The organism is Paenibacillus sp. FSL H7-0323 (assembly GCF_038002725.1).
Lineage (GTDB): Bacteria > Bacillota > Bacilli > Paenibacillales > Paenibacillaceae > Paenibacillus_AQ > Paenibacillus_AQ odorifer.
Genome location: NZ_JBBODB010000001.1, coordinates 4079854 through 4097082 on the forward strand (window position 1 = coordinate 4079854; position 17229 = coordinate 4097082).

Genomic DNA, 17229 nt, shown 5'->3' on the forward strand with positions numbered 1-17229 from the left:
TCCTTAGTGCAACTTATATTTTAATAATACCACCTTGAACGAAAAAGTAAACCCTACCTTCTAGGCTATTTGTCATAAATTTAAACTAACGTTTTCCTCTCTTAGCTGCGTATTTTATTTAAAAGCTCGGATAGGACTTGCTCTTCGACTGGCGTCGAATAAGCTCCACCTTCAAAAGACTTCATCGCTCCAATTCCAGCTTGGAACACAAACCGTATACGCCCTTTGCGAACCTTTTTATCCGTATACATCTTATCAATCAGCATTCTATTTGTAATGGTTGCTGGTATTTCAGTCGGAAGTCCCGCCTTCTTCAACAAAGCAATCACACGCTGAGTTTGGTCAGCCGTTACATACCCCAACTGCTCTGCCAGCTGCACCTGAACCGCGAGTCCAATCGCAATAGCCTCACCATGTAATAATTCATAACCACTTAATGCCTCTAACGCCCGGCCAGCAGTATGCCCCAGATTTAGAATTTGGCGCAGGTTGCTCTCCAGTTCATCCTTTTCCACCACGCTGTACTTGATCTCACAATTATGAAAAGCAATCCGTTCGCAAACCTCTCGATCTAATACAAGATCGCCTTCTGAGGAAACCACTCGCTCCATATTCTGTTCAAGAAACTCAAAAAAATCAGCATCCGCGATGCAGGCATGTTTGATTGTTTCAGCCAACCCACTACGAAGCTCACGTACCGGAAGCGTTCTCCAAGTGGCTAGGTCAATGTAGACCTTTTTAGGCTGATGAAAAACACCAATTAGATTGGTTGCAACCGGTGTATTCACGCCCGTTTTACCACCAATAGAAGCATCCGCTGCTGCTAAAAGGGTAGTTGCATAGTTCAAACTTGGCACTCCCCGACCAAATGTTCCAGCCAAAAAACCTGCCAAATCCGTTACCGCTCCACCTCCGATGGCAAGGATACAGCAATCTCGTCCGTAAGAACGGCTTAATAGCCGGTCCTCCAGCTGTGCCTTCGTTTCTCGGGTTTTAGACTTCTCTCCAGCAGGGAAAGAAAATAACTCCGCTTGAAAATCATTCTGATGCAGTTGTTCCAGCAAGGCTTGTCCATACAGGGCTTCAACTTTTGAATCTGTAATAATCGCGAATTTGCTTACATTCTCGACAATTCCATGTTTCAAATCCTCGATCAGAGCGCCAAAAAGACCTTCCCCAATCTCAATATCGTAAGAATGATCTACGACCTTTTGCAGGCCAACTCTAAAATTTGTAGACATCTACAGCACCCCTATTCAGCAAGATGCTAATAAAATTCGAGCCTCCACTCTCATTATCCTGTTTATGTAAAATGTAAGGAGAAGCTGGAAACAAATGCGGAGGTTCCAAAACTAATGTTGTCTGTAGCTATTGGTGATAGTACAGAGGATCGGTGCAGATTAGTTTGAGTGCGGGGTTGAGTACGGAGGTTGAGCGCAAAGTATGAATACGACACGAGTGATGAACGTATGATGCAAGTTGCTCGCGTATGTTGCTACTATCGGACTCAGCTGACCCTAATCGCTGATTTTAAACACATTTGGTATTCTAACGGACTCCATTGCAGCTATTGACCTGAAAAGAACTAAATATGTACCTTTTCCTAACGAATAGTGTCTCTGGTGTCCGAAACCATGCTTAAAAAGCTAAAATCAGGCAAATAGCGTCATCTGGGTCCTTAAGCATCGGGGGGCGGAGGAGTGCGGAGGTTGAGTTCAGAGTTTGAATGCAAAGCATGAGTGCAAATTAGTTTAAGTGCGGTGTTTGGGCACAGGGTGGGAGTACGGAGGTTGCATCCAAAGCATGAGTGCAGATTAGTTTAAGTACGGAGGTTGAGTATAGTGATTGAGTAAAGGGATATATGTACGCTGTTGAAGCAGGCAGCTAACGACCAAAAAAACAAAGCAACGATTCTCCGATAACCGGATAATCGCTGCTCTGAAGTCTTTTTTCGATTCTTATATAAACTGCACCGTATCGTTCATCAGAAAAAGCTTACTGCCTTCCCCCGGCGGCAGTATCCAGCGTTTCACGCTGCCTGGCGATCCAGATCAGGCAGGCCGCTCTCAGCAGCGCTTCGGTCCGCTGACCGGCGCTGCAAAAGATCCCGCTGAGCCCGATCTGATACAGATCGGCCAAAGCCGACGCCGCCGGTGTCCCCGCGGCGAGCACCACCGCCGCCGGCTTCACGCTCGTCACGGCGGCAAAGATCTTCCCCGCCGCCAGGGCGAATTCCTCCGCGGCGGTCTCTTCCGGCGCGTGTTCACCCGCCGCGCCGTCCAGCACTAGGAAATCGGCGATACGCGCGATTTCCGCAGCGGCGGCAGGCTCCACATCGGGCGCGATCAGCGCCCCGATGCGGCATGCCGCCGCATAAGCGTGGCCGAGTGTCTGATCGGCCACGTCTTCGATGAATTCGCGCTTTGCAGCGAATTCGGCTGCACTTGCGGTGTAGGCGACCAGCAGGTCAAGGCGGCAATCGCCGCCTTGCCGCTGGCTCTCCGCCACCGCAGCGAACAGCGCTTCGAGCTGCGCGTCCTGAAGCGCGGCAAGCTTGGCGGGCTGCGCCACCGCAAGCGACTCTGGATGCAGCAGGGTGACCGCTGCCCATTCGCCATCCGGCGATTCGAGCAGCTCGGCAACAGCTGCACGCAGACGATAAGAGATTCGCTGCAGAATACGCGCTGTTTGGAGTTCATCTTCGCTAGATAACCAGTTCTCATAAAGACAGAACAGCTCTGGTTCCAGCAGCCATTCCTCACTCCGTATCAAACACGGGCCCGCTTGAACAGTCCTTGTTCCTTCCCGTCCAGCAAGACGTTCTTCTCTTCCTTCACGCAGCACTAGGAATGTCGATGGTTCCCCCGGCCGCTTAAAATAAGACCGCTTCAAAGGCTCAATGACATCCCTCTGCTCTACTCCAGCGATAAATTCTGCGGCAGCGGAGGCTACGGATCCAGCTTGGCTCATTTCCATTCCCACAGTCCGATCACCAGCCTTATACATGAACTTGAACGGGCGCTCTTCACTACTCCGCAAACCATCCTGCTGACGTTCACCCTTCATCCTCGCACCCACCCTTTATCTTTGGATTGCTGCCGGTATGCCAAGCTATATAACATAAGCGACCGACATTTCATTTACCTACCTCACTTATAAATACGGGAGCCACACCTGAAATATGCAAGCGTTGCCAAATCTGATGAATATTCCAACTTTTTTAGGCAACAAAAAAAGCATTACCACAGAGCGGTAATGCTTTTCGAAATATAAACTTCTATTGTTGACTGGCAGCAATTGCTTGCTCCAGATCATAGATAATATCATCAATGGACTCCGTCCCGATCGACAAACGCAGCAATTCCGGCGTTACTCCGGCTGTGATTTGCTCTTCATCCGACAGCTGTGCATGAGTTGTGCTAGCTGGGTGGATGATCAATGACTTGGAATCCCCAACATTCGCTAAATGAGAGAACAGCTTCACATTCTCAATCAGCTTACGTCCCGCAGCACTTCCACCTTTAATACCAAAAGTAAGGATCGCACCTTGGCCTTTAGGCAAATACTTTTGCGCTAATTCATGAGATGGATGCGTAGGAAGTCCCGAATAACTTACCCATTCCACATCTGAATGTGCCTCCAAATATTGCGCTACCTTTAGCGCATTCTGGCTATGACGTTCCATCCGCAAATGAAGAGTCTCCAGACCTTGCAGCAGCATCCAAGAGTTGAACGGAGAAATCGCCGCCCCTAAATCGCGAAGCAATTGAACGCGGGCTTTAATAATATAAGCAATCGGGCCCACCGCTTCCGTATAAACCACTCCATGATAGCTTGGATCTGGCTCCGTAAGACCTGGGAATTTACCGCTTGCCTTCCAATCAAATTTACCGCCGTCAACAATAATCCCGCCAATGGATGTACCATGTCCACCGATGAATTTGGTTGCCGAATGGACAACAATGTCCGCGCCATGCTCAATCGGACGCAATAAATATGGACTTGGGAACGTATTGTCTACGATGAGAGGAATCCCATGTTCATGGGCGATCGCTGCAACTGCCGCAATATCCAGAACATTTCCCTGTGGGTTGCCGATTGTTTCTGCATACAAGGCTTTGGTCTTATCTGTAATCGCAGCACGGAAGTTCTCAGGATTATCCGAATCTACGAAATGTACCTTAATACCAAGCTTAGGCAGTGTTGTCGAAAATAGATTATAAGTCCCGCCATATAGGCTTGCTGCAGATACAATTTCATCCCCAGCGCCCGCAATATTTAGAATGGAAAAGGAAATAGCCGCTGCCCCGGAAGCTGTAGCAAGCGCACCTGCCCCGCCCTCAAGTGCTGCCACACGCTGTTCAAATACATCCGTAGTTGGGTTCATCAGCCGAGTATAAATATTACCGAATTCTTTAAGCGCGAACAGATCCGCTGCATGATCAGCATCACGGAACCCGTAGGAAGTGGTCTGATAAAGCGGTACAGCACGTGAGAAAGTAGTTGGATCAATTTCCTGGCCTGCATGGACAGCCAAAGTTTCAAACGACAGCTTGCGATCTTCTGACATAGGTATTTCCTCCCCTATAATTAAGTATAGAAATGATTAACAATTTTGAATTGTACCCATTCTCTCACAAACCACGTCATTTGAAAAGAAAAAAATCTCATTATTCCGGTGTGAATTATTGTACTTTGGTCAAATGCTTCTGCTAGTGTCCTCTACCTACTGGATAACGCTTTCAATATAAATTAATAAAAACCTCAACCTTATGTATAAAACACAATCGCTAATCAAGCTGATCGGTTAATAGTTTGAATCAGGACAGCGGCGAATGAGCTTGTCCTCCTCACTCGCCGCTTCCGATTCAGCCCTTCGGCTTAGTAATTGCTTTGGCTTGTTTCGCCTTTAGCAATCGCTACACCACCACTAGTTCCAATACGGCTTGCACCTGCTTGTACCATTACATGTGCATCTTCTGCACTACGTACACCACCGGAAGCTTTTACACCGATATTAGGTCCAACTGTAGCACGCATAAGCGCGATATCTTCTTTCGTTGCCCCGCCTGTAGAGAATCCAGTGGATGTTTTTACGTAATCTGCTCCGGCCTCAACAGATAGCTTGCAGGCACGAACTTTTTCTTCTTCCGTTAACAGACAAGCCTCAATGATGACTTTTGTCAGGGCTTTGCCACGCGCTGCATCTACAACAGCTGCAATATCACGTTTAACCAGCTCATCGTTGCCATCTTTTAATGCTCCGATATTGATGACCATATCCACCTCGCCTGCACCTTTAGCGATAGCATCGGTAGTCTCGAATGCTTTGCTCTCTGTTGTCGATGACCCCAGCGGAAAGCCGATTACTGTACATACTTTAACCTCAGGCGTATCTTTCAGCACTTCATGGGCAGTAGCTACCCAAGCAGGGTTTACGCAAACAGAAGCAAACTTATAAGTTTTAGCTTCCTCCGCCAATTTAATAATGTCTTCTTTCCGTGCATCTGCTTTAAGCAGTGTATGATCAATGATCCCCGATAGTGTAATTTCGCTCATTTTTATTATTCCTCCATGATTTGGATAGTAGTTTTTTTCATCTCTGTAATCATACCAATAGAACTGTGCTTTGCAAAGCAAACAGGGTGGGCATGCCTACCTCAAACCTTAATTTGTGCAGATTTTATGGATTTTAAGTAGTTTATCATTCCCTAAATTATCTTTTTAAAAAAATAAAGGTTTAATCCCCTAAACTTTCCCAATTAAAAATACGATAATAGTCTTAGATAAATAGGTTTTTTTATCCTATTCATCAAAATTTTTCTTAGATAAAACTTAGGAGGAGATTAATCAAAAATGGGAAACTTCAATTTCGCCACAAATGCTGCCGATCAAAAACTGAATGTACAAGTGGAAGGAACTATGTCGCCAGAAGATGCAGGACGTTTCATTAATGAGTACAACCAAATCATAAGTGCATTCGACCCGAAACAATATGAGATCATCCTAGATTGCAAGACATTGAATGTATCCTCAAAGGACACACTTCCCATGCTTGAGCAATGCTACATACTGTACAAACAATCCGGATTTAAAAAAGTAACCTTTATTATTGCCAAAAGCCCTGTCCTAAAAATGCAGTTAAGCCGAGTGGCACGGGCAACGAAATTAGAAAATTACGAAATTATTGAAGCATAGGAGGCGCCACTTGGGACATATAGCGATTCGCCAAGCTGCTTATTACCACCCAGAGCATATCGTAGATAACGAATATTATCTGAAGCATTTTCAGAGTATGGGCAAGGACATCAAACGATTCCTAGAAGTCATGGGTCGCGACCGGAGATACATCGTAAAAGAACAGGGTGAAAATGCTCTGACGATGGGATTAAAGGCTGCCCAAAAAGTGCTTAGCGAAGCGAATTTGCAAGGTGAGGATATGGACATGATCATGTTCGCTTCACAGACGCCAGAGTACACCTATCCTACCAATGCACTTCTCCTACACCGTATGCTTCAAGGTAAACACCGGACCATTACGCAGGATTCCAATGCTAACTGCGCAGGAATGGTCTCCGCCGTGGAGCAGACAAGTCGTTATATGCAAGCCAATCCCAGCATCAGGTACGCACTCGTTGTAGGAAGCGACTACAGCTCAGTAAACTGCAATACAGATGATGAAATTACTTACCCTAACTTTGGGGACGCCGCAGCAGCAGTGATTCTAGAGCGCAGCAGTGAGCATGCAGGCTTCATAGATTCCCTTTATTACACCGATTCTGAAGGCTCCGAAAATATTATGTTCCCGGCCTGCGGCCTGTCGAATATTTATCAAGAGGGTATGACCCCAGAGCAGATTCGGATACGGTGGACCCCTTTTGACGGTACAGTGTGTGTGGATGCGGCTATAGCGGATATGAAGGAGCTTCTCTCACGCAACGGTCTGACTACGGATGATATCTCTGCATTCTGCCTTTCACAATTCTCACTGAAAAATATCGAGCTCATCCAAATCGGACTTGGGCTAACCGCAGAAAAGTTCATTTATGTAGGCGACGAGTTCGGCTACACAGCCACAAGCAGTCCTTTTATCGCCTTTCAACGCGGAGTCGAGGACGGACGAATTAAACGTGGCGATTATGTCTTCTTTTGGTCAGTTGGCGCTGGCTGGCAAATTCCTACGATGCTTTATCAATATTAATAGCATAAAAAGCCCTACTTCTATAGAAGTAGGGCTTTCCTATCAGAGGATCAGTTGTTGATACACTATGGGCTGTCCTTATTGCCAAACCCGGAATTATATAAGGTAAAATAGGTAGCTTTTTTGCGTACGAGCCACTATCGGACACAGCTGACCTTATAGGCAGCATAATTGCACATTTGGGAAACTATCGGACCCCATAGCCGCTATTGGCATAAAAAACACCAAATCCGAACCTCTACCTAAGGGATAGCGCCACTGGAGTCCGAAGCCATGCTCCTAAGCCTTAAAACTTACAAATAACATCTTCTGAGTCCGTAAGCGTAACGGGATAATAAATACTCTGTTGAAGCAGACAGCTACGATCTCAATCACAGAACAGCAAATTGTGAAATAAATCAGAAATCCAATAATGAATTATTTAGTCAGGGATTGAACATCCACAAAAGGTGTAGCTCCCCCTGTTACAGATGGCAGCACGCCGTTCCATTTTTCCAGCGCTTTCTCCTGAACCTCAATTTGCTTCAGCTGCACCAGCTCAGGTGTAACCTCTTGCTTCTTAAGTCTTAAAGATTCAGCCTCTGCTTGCGCCTGGGCGATTTTTTGCTTCGCTTCAATCTCAATCCGCCGGAGATCATTTTCGGCCTTCAGCGCCTGCTGCTGGGCGACCTGCTTTGCTTCAATCGACTGGTTAAATGCCTCCGAGAATTTAAAGTTAACGATGTTAATATCGTTGACGATCAGGTCATATTTTGCCAGCCTAGCGGTTAAGTGCTCACTGATCTCACTCGACACTACATCACGACGCGTAATCAAATCCTCTGCTGGATATTTGGCTGTCACTTCTTTAACGATTTCTTGAATGGCCGGATTGATAATTACACTATCAAAATTACCTCCGATATTGTTCATCAGATTAAAGGCGGAAGCCTTATTTACGGAATAGTTCACCGCCACATGTGTGGACACGGGCTGAAGATCTTTTGAAGAGGCTGAAGTATCGGTCTCCGCCTTCGTTACCTGTGTATTGACCTGAATCACCGTCTGAATAAATGGAATTTTAAAATGAATGCCGGGTGACAATGTATTGTCATTTAATTTACCAAAGGTTTTGTATAAACCTACATGCCCATATTCCACAGATACAAAAGAGTTCGCGCCGATCAACAATACAATAAGCACCGCTGCAATACCGGTGACTATTTTTCCCGGACGCAGCTGTTTCAATTTCGGATTCATTTGCATATTCATCCAATACCCCTCCTAGATTATGGATAATCATTCAAGCTTAACCGTCTATACGGAGGTTTAGGGTAAATGGTCGCAGGAAATATTTCAACAGCAGTGGTCATGGCGTTACCGCTCTGGGATCAGTCCTTCTACGGTCAACCGGAATTTCTTGCTCTGCTTGTCCCCGATATTAGAAGCTTCATATATTCCTTCATCCGTTAGCACCACGGAGTCCGCCTTTAAAGCATCATTAACAAAAGTTATCTCAGCGTGATCAACATTCCAGCGGTAAATATAGGCACTCATCGGATTTCCATGTGCGGCTACACCCTCAAAAGATCCATCCTGATCAACATCCAGCTCTTTGGAATGTCCGGTATCAATTTGCAGCAAACCCGAGGGGTTACCGCTCTCGTCGATTAAATAATAGTTACTGAGCGAGTTATTTGCTCCTAGTCCCCCGGTGATTTTCAACACCTTTTCGCTAAATAGCCGCACTACTTCTACCTTGATATCCTCCGGTTGACGATAATTATAAGTTCCTATCGCCCCTAGACTGTATTGTCCTTTGGAAGTAGAAGTTCTGGCATACACATAGTCTTCGTCACTAGCCATCGTATACACACTCACTTTGACTCCTCCAAAATCCTCCAGCTTCTTCTCTGTAATCAAAGTAGCGCCTGTGGGTGGAGCACTTAGTTGAGAGACTATGGGTATTGTATCCACCAGCTTCCACTCCAGCTTAATGAGGTTAGCAGCGGTGTTTGTTGGCTTCGGTCTTGAGGTGTGGTAGTCGTTATCCGATTGAGCGGGGGATGGGTCCACCTGATGTTGGCAACCTGCCAGCAGATTCATTAGAAGCAAGGCTGTCAGCGTAACGGATTTATGTAAAGGAAACATCCTTGATCACTTCCTAACCTCTTTTAAAATTAAATCTTTCATTAATCATAGATGAAGTTAGACATTCAAATGTTACTTTTAGGAGGCGGGAGGGTTAATTTATTGTCTTTTGAGGACCTACTTCGATCAAAAAAAATTAAATTGGCATACAAAAAACCCGCATCAAATGCGGGTTAAGGTTAGCTATCCAGAATCAAGAGCCTAGCAGTTCACGCGCCAGTAGCCGGTAAACCTCTAGCCGTTTCTCCTGCGAATGTGGGATGCTGCATATCATTGCTTCTTGGAATCCATATTGTGCTTGTTCTTCTTGCAAACGTACGGCGATGTCTTTAACCGCACCAACTAAATGAATCTTGCGCCCTTCCTTGATTGACATCCGGTCAATTTCCGATAGCGAAATGTTCTGAGCTTCTTCTGGTGTCAGCACCTGAGTAATCCGGCCCTTACTCATCATCAACCGAAAAATATCCTGCGGTAATGCTTCATACTCAGCTTCTTCCTTCGTTTCTGCTGTGGTCACCATATAGGATACACTGATCTCTGGTTTGTCCATAAAGATAGAAGGCTGGTAGTTATTCCGGTAATGGTCCAAGATCTCATTATTCATCGCACCATTAAAAAATTGTGCGAAGGAGTATCCGACTCCCATTTGTGCAGCTTTTCGCGCACTATTGCCGCTCGAGCCTAACAACCATACTTCAGGGAGCGCCACCTTCGTTGGAGCAGCGAGATTTTTGGCATATAGCTCATCTTCCGGAATCTGATCACTAAGCAGCTGCATGGTAATGCCAAGCTTGTCATACATATTATGCAGCATTAACTCACGGCCTTCAGATAAAGCGTACATGGCGCTTGTATCGCCACCAGGAGCTCGTCCCACACCAAAATCAATTCTCCCCGGGGAAAAAGCACTTAACGTTTTAAATACTTCAGCCAGCTTAAGCGGAGAATAATGCATCATCATTACACCGCCGGTGCCGATTCGAATACGGTTGGTCTTGGCGGCTAAACGGGCAGCCGTTACTTCCGGAGCTGAGCTAGCAAATGTATTTCCGCCATGGTGCTCTGCCATCCACATTCTGCTATATCCCAGCTCATCTGCTAGAATAGCGAGTTCTTCTGCTTTATTCAGGGCACCTTCCGCAGTGTTGCCGCTTGTCACGGGTGCCTGATCCAATATGCTTAATCTCATGCGAATACATCCCTTCTTTGGTTAGATGACCATTTTATTACTGACCCATTCCTCTAGGGCTGCAATCTTATCTTTAAAGCGTTCACCACGCATTTCCTCCGACAACGAAGCAATAGTCTCCCGCTTTAATACGGCTTTCCAAGAGGATTCAGCTTCTTCCATCAGATTCGATAACAGGCAGCAGCTGTCTTCTTTTTCTAAATCCAACATATCTACCAGAATACCATTCGATGAATACAGCGACTGCTGGCCTTCCACCGCGAGGTAAACGTCATATACACGAATATCTTCAGGGCTTTTCTTTAATTTAAAACCGCCTTTAATGCCGGGAACAGACGTGATGATGTCTGCGGTTACCAGCTTTCTTAACAGTTTCTGAAAATAGGTCGCCGATGCTCCGAGCTGCTGGCTAATCGCTTCCCCAGACAACACCGCCTTATCCGGCAGCATGTTGAGTAGAACCAGTGCATATACCGACTGCTCTACCCCTGTTTTCATATGCATGTACAGCACCTCTATTTACGTAAATAGTTTGATTCAAACTGAGATAATACCATCCGCGTATAAAACGGATAAACATTATCCACTTTATATTTTATATTATTTTAAACCCAAAGTAAAACCTTGCTGGCCTTTCTTTCAGTTAATATCTGCTATAAAAAAAAGATCGCGCATATAGCGCAATCTTTTTTCATATGGATAATCCCACCCGCTGAACCAGCTGTGAGCTCTGGTCATTAAGTCCGGTAATGGTGACTTTTTTACCATGCTCGGCGTATTTGCTCATCGTCTTCGCTATGGCATGGACAGCGGATTGGTCCCACACATGGGAGTGTGAAAAATCGATAATAATATGATCCGGATCGCTATCGTAGGCGAATTCATGAATGAAGTGGCTTGTCGTGCCGAAGAACAACTGGCCGGATACCGCATATGTTTTGGAAGAGGTTGCTTCCTGAACAGTTAGGCGGATCGAAGCTATTTTCCAAGCAAACGTTAAAGCACTTAGCAGAACTCCAAACAAAACCCCAATAGAAAGGTTGTCCGTAACCACCACAGTGACCACCGTCACAATCATAACCAGCGCATCGCTTAGCGGAACACGGGTTAAAGTTTTGAGTGAGCCCCATTCAAAGGTGCTGATACAGACCATTATCATTACGCCGACGAGCGCACCCATCGGGATCTGCTTCACCACATCGCCAAGTACGATAATTAAGAATAATAAAAAGATCCCTGATACAAACGTGGACAGACGCGTGCGTCCTCCTGACTTCATGTTAACCATCGATTGGCCAATCATCGCACAGCCTGCCATCCCTCCGAAAAAACCAGTGACTACATTCGCAAGCCCCTGTCCCTTCGCCTCTCTGTTCTTATCACTACCTGTGCCCGTAATATCATCTATTAAGGTGGCAGTCATCAGGGATTCCAATAGCCCAACTACAGCCAGCGAAAGTGAATATGGCAAAATAATAAGCAGCGTATCCAGCGTAAATGGGATTTGCGGGAGATGGAATAGTGGCAAAGTTGCTGTAATATTCCCCATATCGCCTACGGTTCTTACGTCCAGATGAAGAGCGATGCTAAGAATAGAAACAATAACAATCGCTACAAGTGCTGAAGGTACGGCTTTGGTAAACCGAGGAACCGTGTAGATAATAAGCAAGGTCAGAGCTACCAGTCCGTACATCACCCAGCCTTGTCCTTTAAAATGGGTAAGCTGTGCCATAAAAATCAGTATCGCCAGCGCGTTGACAAAACCCGTCATAACCGGCTGTGGCAAAAACGTGATAAACCGCCCCAGCTTTAGCATCCCCATCAATATCTGAAACACGCCAGCCAATACAGTTGCCGCGAACAGATACTCTATTCCGTGTTCCAGTACGAGACTTCCGACTAACAGAGCCATAGCTCCCGTAGCCGCCGAGATCATTCCGGGTCTGCCTCCGGCAAGTGCTGTTACAATCGCAATGCAAAAAGAGGCATATAAACCAACCATCGGACTTACTCCCGCCAGGATCGAAAAAGCGATCGCTTCAGGAATCAGCGCAACGGCTACGGTCATCCCCGATAAAATATCGGTTCGAGTGTTAGAAAACCACCCATTATTTAAGGTAAGCTGCTTCAAAATCTATTTTCCTCCTGTGACTATTAAAATGTGTGGATCTTTTGTCAGAAAAGACCCGGGGCCGGTGCAACGCTAATGTTGCTTATTGTACTCGACCCACCTTCACCTTCACAAAAAGATTAGTTAGACTTGTAAGCGCTTATACACCTCATTTTCTAGCGAATCCTTAAAATATCAAGCAAATTCTATATTTCTAGATTACCGGTACAATCCGGAAGCCTTCACTTCATTAAAGAAGGTGTTGAATTCATCAATGTTCAGCTGCTGAGCGGCATCAGACAATGCCGTTGCAGGATCAGGATGCACTTCCACCATAATACCGTCAGCTCCAGCTGCGAGTGCGGCTTTCGCACATGGAATAAGGATGTCTTTGCGGCCTGTCGAGTGAGTTACATCAACCAATACTGGCAAATGACATTCCTGTTTGAGAATTGGCACTGCTGAGATATCAAGCGTGTTACGGGTCGCTTTTTCATAGGTACGAATTCCACGTTCAATCAGCATGATCTGTGTGTTTCCACGAGACATGATATATTCCGCTGCATGGATGAATTCATCGAGTGTGGCAGCCAATCCACGTTTCAGCAGTACCGGCTTGTCGACTTCTCCGACCGCTTTTAGCAGCTCGAAATTATGCATATTACGTGCACCAATCTGGATGATATCCACATAATCAAGTGACTCTTCAATATGTCTTGGATCTACAATTTCGCTGATGGTCAGCAGTCCATATTCATTTGCTGCTTCTCGTAATATTCTTAAACCGTCCATTCCCAGCCCTTGGAAATCATAAGGTGAAGTCCGAGGCTTGAAGGCACCGCCACGCATTACACGTACTCCGGCTTTTTGCAGGGCGGCAGCTACGGTGCGAGTCTGCAGTTCACTTTCCACAGAGCAAGGTCCGGCTACCATCAGTGAAGAAGGACCGCCAACCGTTACATCTCCCGGCAGAACAATCACTGTATCCTCTTTGTGGCTCTTGCGGGCTACCAGTAAAGTTTTTTTATGATCATCTGTTTGTAAGTCCAGAGAAGCTGAGAAAATTTGTTTGAAGAGGCTACGGATCGTCCCGTTAGTGAAAGGGCCATTGTTGCTCGCTACGAGCTTATCCAGCATCTGTTTTTCCCGTTCTGGATCAAATTTAGGGACACCTTGTTTTTCTTTTACTCCTCCAATCTCCTGAACAATCTTAGCCCGCTCGGAGATCAGCTCCAGCAATTGCCCATTAATTTCATCCAGACGACCTCTAAGAACATCCAATTCCACGTTACTCATTACCCTTCCACTCCCTCTTTTTATTATAATTTGGAACGCAAAAAGGCCCCCCGTCGCAAGGGACGAGGAGCCGTGGTACCACCCTTATTTAGAATTAACCCGAATACTAGCACAAAGGAATAGAATCTCATGTTCCCCTGACTAAGAATTAATTCTGTCTTTCACCCGGTAACGCGGGGCGCGGGCCTCCCTACTCATACCTGCCACAACCTGTGACAAACTACTTCAGGGGCCAACTCGGAAGTGAACTTCGGCATTAATCGTCTCATGAGGGTGCTCTCAGTCTCCGGCACGCCTTCCCTGTTAAGATCCGCTATAATGCTTACTCTCTTCGTCATAGTCTTTATCTATGTCAGCGCGGCTTTTGCGCTGGTTTCTGCTATCTTAATCAAAAAACGTCCCCGATGCAAGATAATAATGGAACGCAGAGTAGCTTTAACGCAATAAATTTTTTTGACTGATCCATACCCATTATCTATCCTATTCCAACCTGGCAATTACGGTTCCAATTCCTTCAAGCTGTATTGTTTGACAGCGATAATTGAATTGTTTACAATTTAATTATTATAAATATTTCCTGTTCTTTTTCAAAAAGCATAGATAACTGAAGGGATGTAGCAGCCATGAGCATTTATCAATATTCAGCACGCAGTATTCGGGGAAAAGATATCGAGCTAGAGCAATACAAAGGTAAAGTGCTACTGATAGTGAATACAGCAAGTAAGTGCGGATTTACCCACCAATATTCAGATCTGCAAAAGCTTTATGAGCGGTACGAGGAACGCGGCCTCCAAATTCTCGGCTTTCCTTCCAATCAATTTGGAGAGCAAGAACCCGGCAGCAATGAAGAGGTTAATGTATTTTGCCAAATCAATTACGGGGTAACCTTCCCACTCTTTGAAAAGGTTGACGTAAAAGGCGAAGCTAAACACCCTCTTTTCACCTACCTGACAGAACAGGCTGGATTTGAAGGGTTCGACATCAACCATTCTTCAGGAAAGCTGCTGCAAAGCATGCTTGAAGACAAAGATCCAGAGGCTCTGAACAATGACGAAATCAAGTGGAACTTCACTAAATTCCTGATTGATCGCGAAGGCAATGTGGTCACTAGATTCGAATCTACGGTGGACCCGCTGGATATTGAACCAGCTATCGAAGCCCTGCTATAAGTTTCTAATATATGAAATATCCGCCCAGCTTTCGGGCGGATTTTTTGGGTTTAAGCATCTGCTTAATCATGTTCGGTACTGCTCGGTAAACACTTCAAAATAAGGAGTCGTGTCCCTCTCCGCCATCGAACCATTCGCACCAGGTCCCCAGCCGATTTCAGCACGCCAGCTTCCCAACACACCTGACTGAATCAGCGCCTCCTCATTTACACCGATCAGCTGATCCGCCTGTGGTGCCACGTATAAAGCATCTACAGGACAATAAGCTTCACACATGAAACAGGTCTGGCAATCTTCCTGACGGGCAATGACCGGAATCTTCCCCTGCATTTCGAATACGTTCGTCGGACACACTTTCGTACACAGCTTACAACCAACACAACGCTCCAAGCTGATTAATTCGATCATATCGTTTGCCCCTCCTTCAGCGCATTCAGTTCATGAGCATGGGGTACAGCCTCTGTACTGACGCTTATATGTTGAATACCGGATAAGCTCAGCCGGTGAGTCTGGCGCGGATCAAGCTCCGGATATTCCGCTAGCTTTTGCAGTCCGCGGGTCTCTTTCCGGGCGAGTGCCGCGGTGTACATCCACCTGCCGACCGCGAGCATAGCCGCGGCTTCACGTGATTGCACGATGCCCTGAACGCTGGCAGGAGCCTGCCCGTTCAAATAGGGCATCAAGGCATTCAGCCGCTTCAAGGCTGAAGAAATGCCCGGCTCGCTGCGGAAATAATTGATCTGCAGCGGCAAGATTTCACGCTGGATTGCCGCGATTAGCGGCTTCACCTCCAGCGTTTCCGAGGCATCGGCGCCAGCCGCCAGCCCGTAGCGTCCCGCTGCGGTCAGCTTGCGGCTGTTCGCCTGTCCTCGGCAGGACAGCGCATGCTGCGCGGCTCCCTGTCCAGCCCAGCTTCCGCTGCACATGGCCCAGGAAGCGTTATAAGCCCCGCCGCCGGAGATGGCGCCGGTCACTTTCTCGCGAGATGCGGCATCTCCGGCCGCATAGAGTCCGGGCACGGTCGTCTGGCAATCCGTGCCGCTCAAGCGCAGACCCCCAGTGCCGCGCATCGTGCCCTCATAGCGCAGGGTAAGCGGGAATTTCTGCTTAAACGCATCAATTCCCGCCCGCTCCAGCGGCATAAAGAAAATCGGATGCGCTTTGCGCAGGAAATCCTGTTTCTCCGCGGTGTCTGCCAGATCCAGCGAAGCGTAAACCGGACCCTTCAGCATCAGCTCAGGAATGCTGCCAAAGGTCCGATCCCCTCTATGCAACGGATGACCGTCCGCGTCATAGAGAGTGGCCCAAGCCAGCATGCGTCCACGTGTTACGGTTCCGTCCGCAAAGCTTGGCGCATATTGGCGGCTGAATTCCATACCCGAAAGATCAGCTCCCACCTCTGCGGACATCAACAATCCTTCCCCTGTCAGCACGTTGCAACCAAGACCTTTGCTGAGAAAAGCACAGCCGCCGGTAGCCATCACAACGGCATTTGCCTTCACTTCCCAGGACTCTCCTGTCAGGCGGTTGATCCCACGCGCTCCACCAACACCGTGTTCATCGTGAAGAAGTTCCAGCGCTGGTGACTGATCAAGAATTGTGACCCCTGCTTTGCGCACAACTTTTCGCATAATCCGCATATATTCTGGTCCATGGAGATGGGTACGCAGTGAGTTTCCTTCTTCATCCTTCGGAAACGGATACCCCCACTGCTCCACTTGAGCCAGGTTCTGCTCTACCTGATCCAGCACCCGGTGAATCCAAGCATTCTCCGATAAATATCCGCCTGCCTTAAGTCTGGCCTGCACTGCCTGCTCCCGCAGCTCGGCAATGGGAGGAATAACTAGCAACGTTGTTCCTCCCGGTGCAGTCGCGCCACTAGTGCCCAAGTAGCCCTTATCCGCCAGGACTACCTTTGCACCTTGCGAGGCTGCACTCCATGCCGACCACGCCCCAGCAGGACCTCCGCCAAGCACGAGGACATCCACTGTCATTTCCTTCTTAAGCTGCGACATATTTTTTCCTCCTACACCATTAGCTGAGTTAGTTGAACTTAAAAATCACTAAAGGGAGGAGTGGCGGAGAGGCGGCCGAAAGTCCAAACATTCACCGCAGTCACTCAATTACCTTT

15 protein-coding genes are annotated in these 17229 nt (G+C 47.0%); 3 read left to right on the plus strand and 12 right to left on the minus strand.

Annotation, left to right across the window (positions count from 1 at the left end; genetic code table 11):
• Window positions 1–101: 101 nt before the first annotated feature.
• From aroB to deoC, 4 genes are all read right to left on the minus strand, one after another.
• Entirely contained in the window at window positions 102–1241 is a 1140-nt protein-coding gene (gene aroB / locus MHH89_RS18460) for a 3-dehydroquinate synthase (protein ID WP_076280567.1), read from the minus strand.
• Between the two features lie 754 nt (window positions 1242–1995).
• Window positions 1996–3066: a hypothetical protein gene (locus tag MHH89_RS18465; protein WP_076128725.1), complete on the minus strand. Its 1071-nt coding sequence runs from the start codon at window positions 3064–3066 to the stop codon at window positions 1996–1998.
• Between the two features lie 211 nt (window positions 3067–3277).
• Window positions 3278–4570, minus strand: coding sequence for a homocysteine synthase (locus tag MHH89_RS18470; RefSeq protein ID WP_036680260.1), 1293 nt, complete (start codon window positions 4568–4570; stop codon window positions 3278–3280).
• A gap of 311 nt (window positions 4571–4881) precedes the next feature.
• The gene (gene deoC, locus MHH89_RS18475; protein WP_036680262.1) at window positions 4882–5559 is read right to left on the minus strand and encodes a deoxyribose-phosphate aldolase; all 678 of its coding nucleotides are present in this window, start codon (window positions 5557–5559) and stop codon (window positions 4882–4884) included.
• Between the two features lie 297 nt (window positions 5560–5856).
• Here deoC and MHH89_RS18480 point away from each other — a divergent pair, with 297 nt between their 5' ends.
• Entirely contained in the window at window positions 5857–6198 is a 342-nt protein-coding gene (locus MHH89_RS18480; protein ID WP_076099934.1) for a hypothetical protein, read from the plus strand.
• A gap of 10 nt (window positions 6199–6208) precedes the next feature.
• The gene (locus MHH89_RS18485; protein ID WP_076277142.1) at window positions 6209–7201 is read left to right on the plus strand and encodes a ketoacyl-ACP synthase III; all 993 of its coding nucleotides are present in this window, start codon (window positions 6209–6211) and stop codon (window positions 7199–7201) included.
• Window positions 7202–7618: 417 nt separating this feature from the next.
• On the opposite strand, the gene MHH89_RS18490 is transcribed toward MHH89_RS18485, so the two are convergent.
• The 6 genes from MHH89_RS18490 to MHH89_RS18515 form a co-directional block, all read right to left on the minus strand.
• Window positions 7619–8452 (minus strand): prohibitin family protein, encoded by an 834-nt coding sequence (locus MHH89_RS18490; RefSeq protein ID WP_076128733.1) that lies wholly within the window; start codon window positions 8450–8452, stop codon window positions 7619–7621.
• A gap of 105 nt (window positions 8453–8557) precedes the next feature.
• Window positions 8558–9331, minus strand: coding sequence for a hypothetical protein (locus MHH89_RS18495; protein ID WP_076308758.1), 774 nt, complete (start codon window positions 9329–9331; stop codon window positions 8558–8560).
• Between the two features lie 193 nt (window positions 9332–9524).
• The gene (locus tag MHH89_RS18500; protein WP_076308759.1) at window positions 9525–10523 is read right to left on the minus strand and encodes an LLM class flavin-dependent oxidoreductase; all 999 of its coding nucleotides are present in this window, start codon (window positions 10521–10523) and stop codon (window positions 9525–9527) included.
• Window positions 10524–10544: 21 nt separating this feature from the next.
• Window positions 10545–11027 (minus strand): RrF2 family transcriptional regulator, encoded by a 483-nt coding sequence (locus MHH89_RS18505; RefSeq protein WP_076137019.1) that lies wholly within the window; start codon window positions 11025–11027, stop codon window positions 10545–10547.
• A gap of 187 nt (window positions 11028–11214) precedes the next feature.
• Complete coding sequence (locus tag MHH89_RS18510) at window positions 11215–12657, minus strand: SulP family inorganic anion transporter (RefSeq protein WP_076185450.1); 1443 nt, start codon at window positions 12655–12657, stop codon at window positions 11215–11217.
• Window positions 12658–12852: 195 nt separating this feature from the next.
• The gene (locus tag MHH89_RS18515) at window positions 12853–13929 is read right to left on the minus strand and encodes a bifunctional 3-deoxy-7-phosphoheptulonate synthase/chorismate mutase (protein ID WP_076277139.1); all 1077 of its coding nucleotides are present in this window, start codon (window positions 13927–13929) and stop codon (window positions 12853–12855) included.
• Between the two features lie 623 nt (window positions 13930–14552).
• Here MHH89_RS18515 and MHH89_RS18520 point away from each other — a divergent pair.
• Window positions 14553–15098, plus strand: coding sequence for a glutathione peroxidase (locus MHH89_RS18520; protein ID WP_038573366.1), 546 nt, complete (start codon window positions 14553–14555; stop codon window positions 15096–15098).
• Between the two features lie 66 nt (window positions 15099–15164).
• Here MHH89_RS18520 and MHH89_RS18525 read toward each other — a convergent pair whose 3' ends face one another.
• Together MHH89_RS18525 and MHH89_RS18530 are read right to left on the minus strand one after the other, a co-directional pair.
• Window positions 15165–15506: a 4Fe-4S binding protein gene (locus MHH89_RS18525; protein ID WP_076099941.1), complete on the minus strand. Its 342-nt coding sequence runs from the start codon at window positions 15504–15506 to the stop codon at window positions 15165–15167.
• A complete protein-coding gene (locus MHH89_RS18530) occupies window positions 15503–17113 on the minus strand; it encodes an FAD-binding protein (RefSeq protein WP_340394636.1) in 1611 nt (536 codons plus the stop codon). The genes MHH89_RS18525 and MHH89_RS18530 overlap by 4 nt, the downstream gene beginning before the upstream one ends.
• Window positions 17114–17229 lie beyond the last annotated feature (116 nt).

What these genes read in the sequence shown, in the direction of transcription:
- aroB (WP_076280567.1), bottom strand. Translation starts at nt 1,241, where the DNA reads ATGTCTACAAATTTTAGAGTTGGCCTGCAAAAGGTCGTAGATCATTCT.
- MHH89_RS18465 (WP_076128725.1), bottom strand. Translation starts at nt 3,066, where the DNA reads ATGAAGGGTGAACGTCAGCAGGATGGTTTGCGGAGTAGTGAAGAGCGC.
- MHH89_RS18470 (WP_036680260.1), bottom strand. Translation starts at nt 4,570, where the DNA reads ATGTCAGAAGATCGCAAGCTGTCGTTTGAAACTTTGGCTGTCCATGCA.
- deoC (WP_036680262.1), bottom strand. Translation starts at nt 5,559, where the DNA reads ATGAGCGAAATTACACTATCGGGGATCATTGATCATACACTGCTTAAA.
- MHH89_RS18480 (WP_076099934.1), top strand. Translation starts at nt 5,857, where the DNA reads ATGGGAAACTTCAATTTCGCCACAAATGCTGCCGATCAAAAACTGAAT.
- MHH89_RS18490 (WP_076128733.1), bottom strand. Translation starts at nt 8,452, where the DNA reads ATGAATATGCAAATGAATCCGAAATTGAAACAGCTGCGTCCGGGAAAA.
- MHH89_RS18495 (WP_076308758.1), bottom strand. Translation starts at nt 9,331, where the DNA reads ATGTTTCCTTTACATAAATCCGTTACGCTGACAGCCTTGCTTCTAATG.
- MHH89_RS18500 (WP_076308759.1), bottom strand. Translation starts at nt 10,523, where the DNA reads ATGAGATTAAGCATATTGGATCAGGCACCCGTGACAAGCGGCAACACT.
- MHH89_RS18505 (WP_076137019.1), bottom strand. Translation starts at nt 11,027, where the DNA reads ATGCATATGAAAACAGGGGTAGAGCAGTCGGTATATGCACTGGTTCTA.
- MHH89_RS18515 (WP_076277139.1), bottom strand. Translation starts at nt 13,929, where the DNA reads ATGAGTAACGTGGAATTGGATGTTCTTAGAGGTCGTCTGGATGAAATT.
- MHH89_RS18520 (WP_038573366.1), top strand. Translation starts at nt 14,553, where the DNA reads ATGAGCATTTATCAATATTCAGCACGCAGTATTCGGGGAAAAGATATC.
- MHH89_RS18525 (WP_076099941.1), bottom strand. Translation starts at nt 15,506, where the DNA reads ATGATCGAATTAATCAGCTTGGAGCGTTGTGTTGGTTGTAAGCTGTGT.
- MHH89_RS18530 (WP_340394636.1), bottom strand. Translation starts at nt 17,113, where the DNA reads ATGTCGCAGCTTAAGAAGGAAATGACAGTGGATGTCCTCGTGCTTGGC.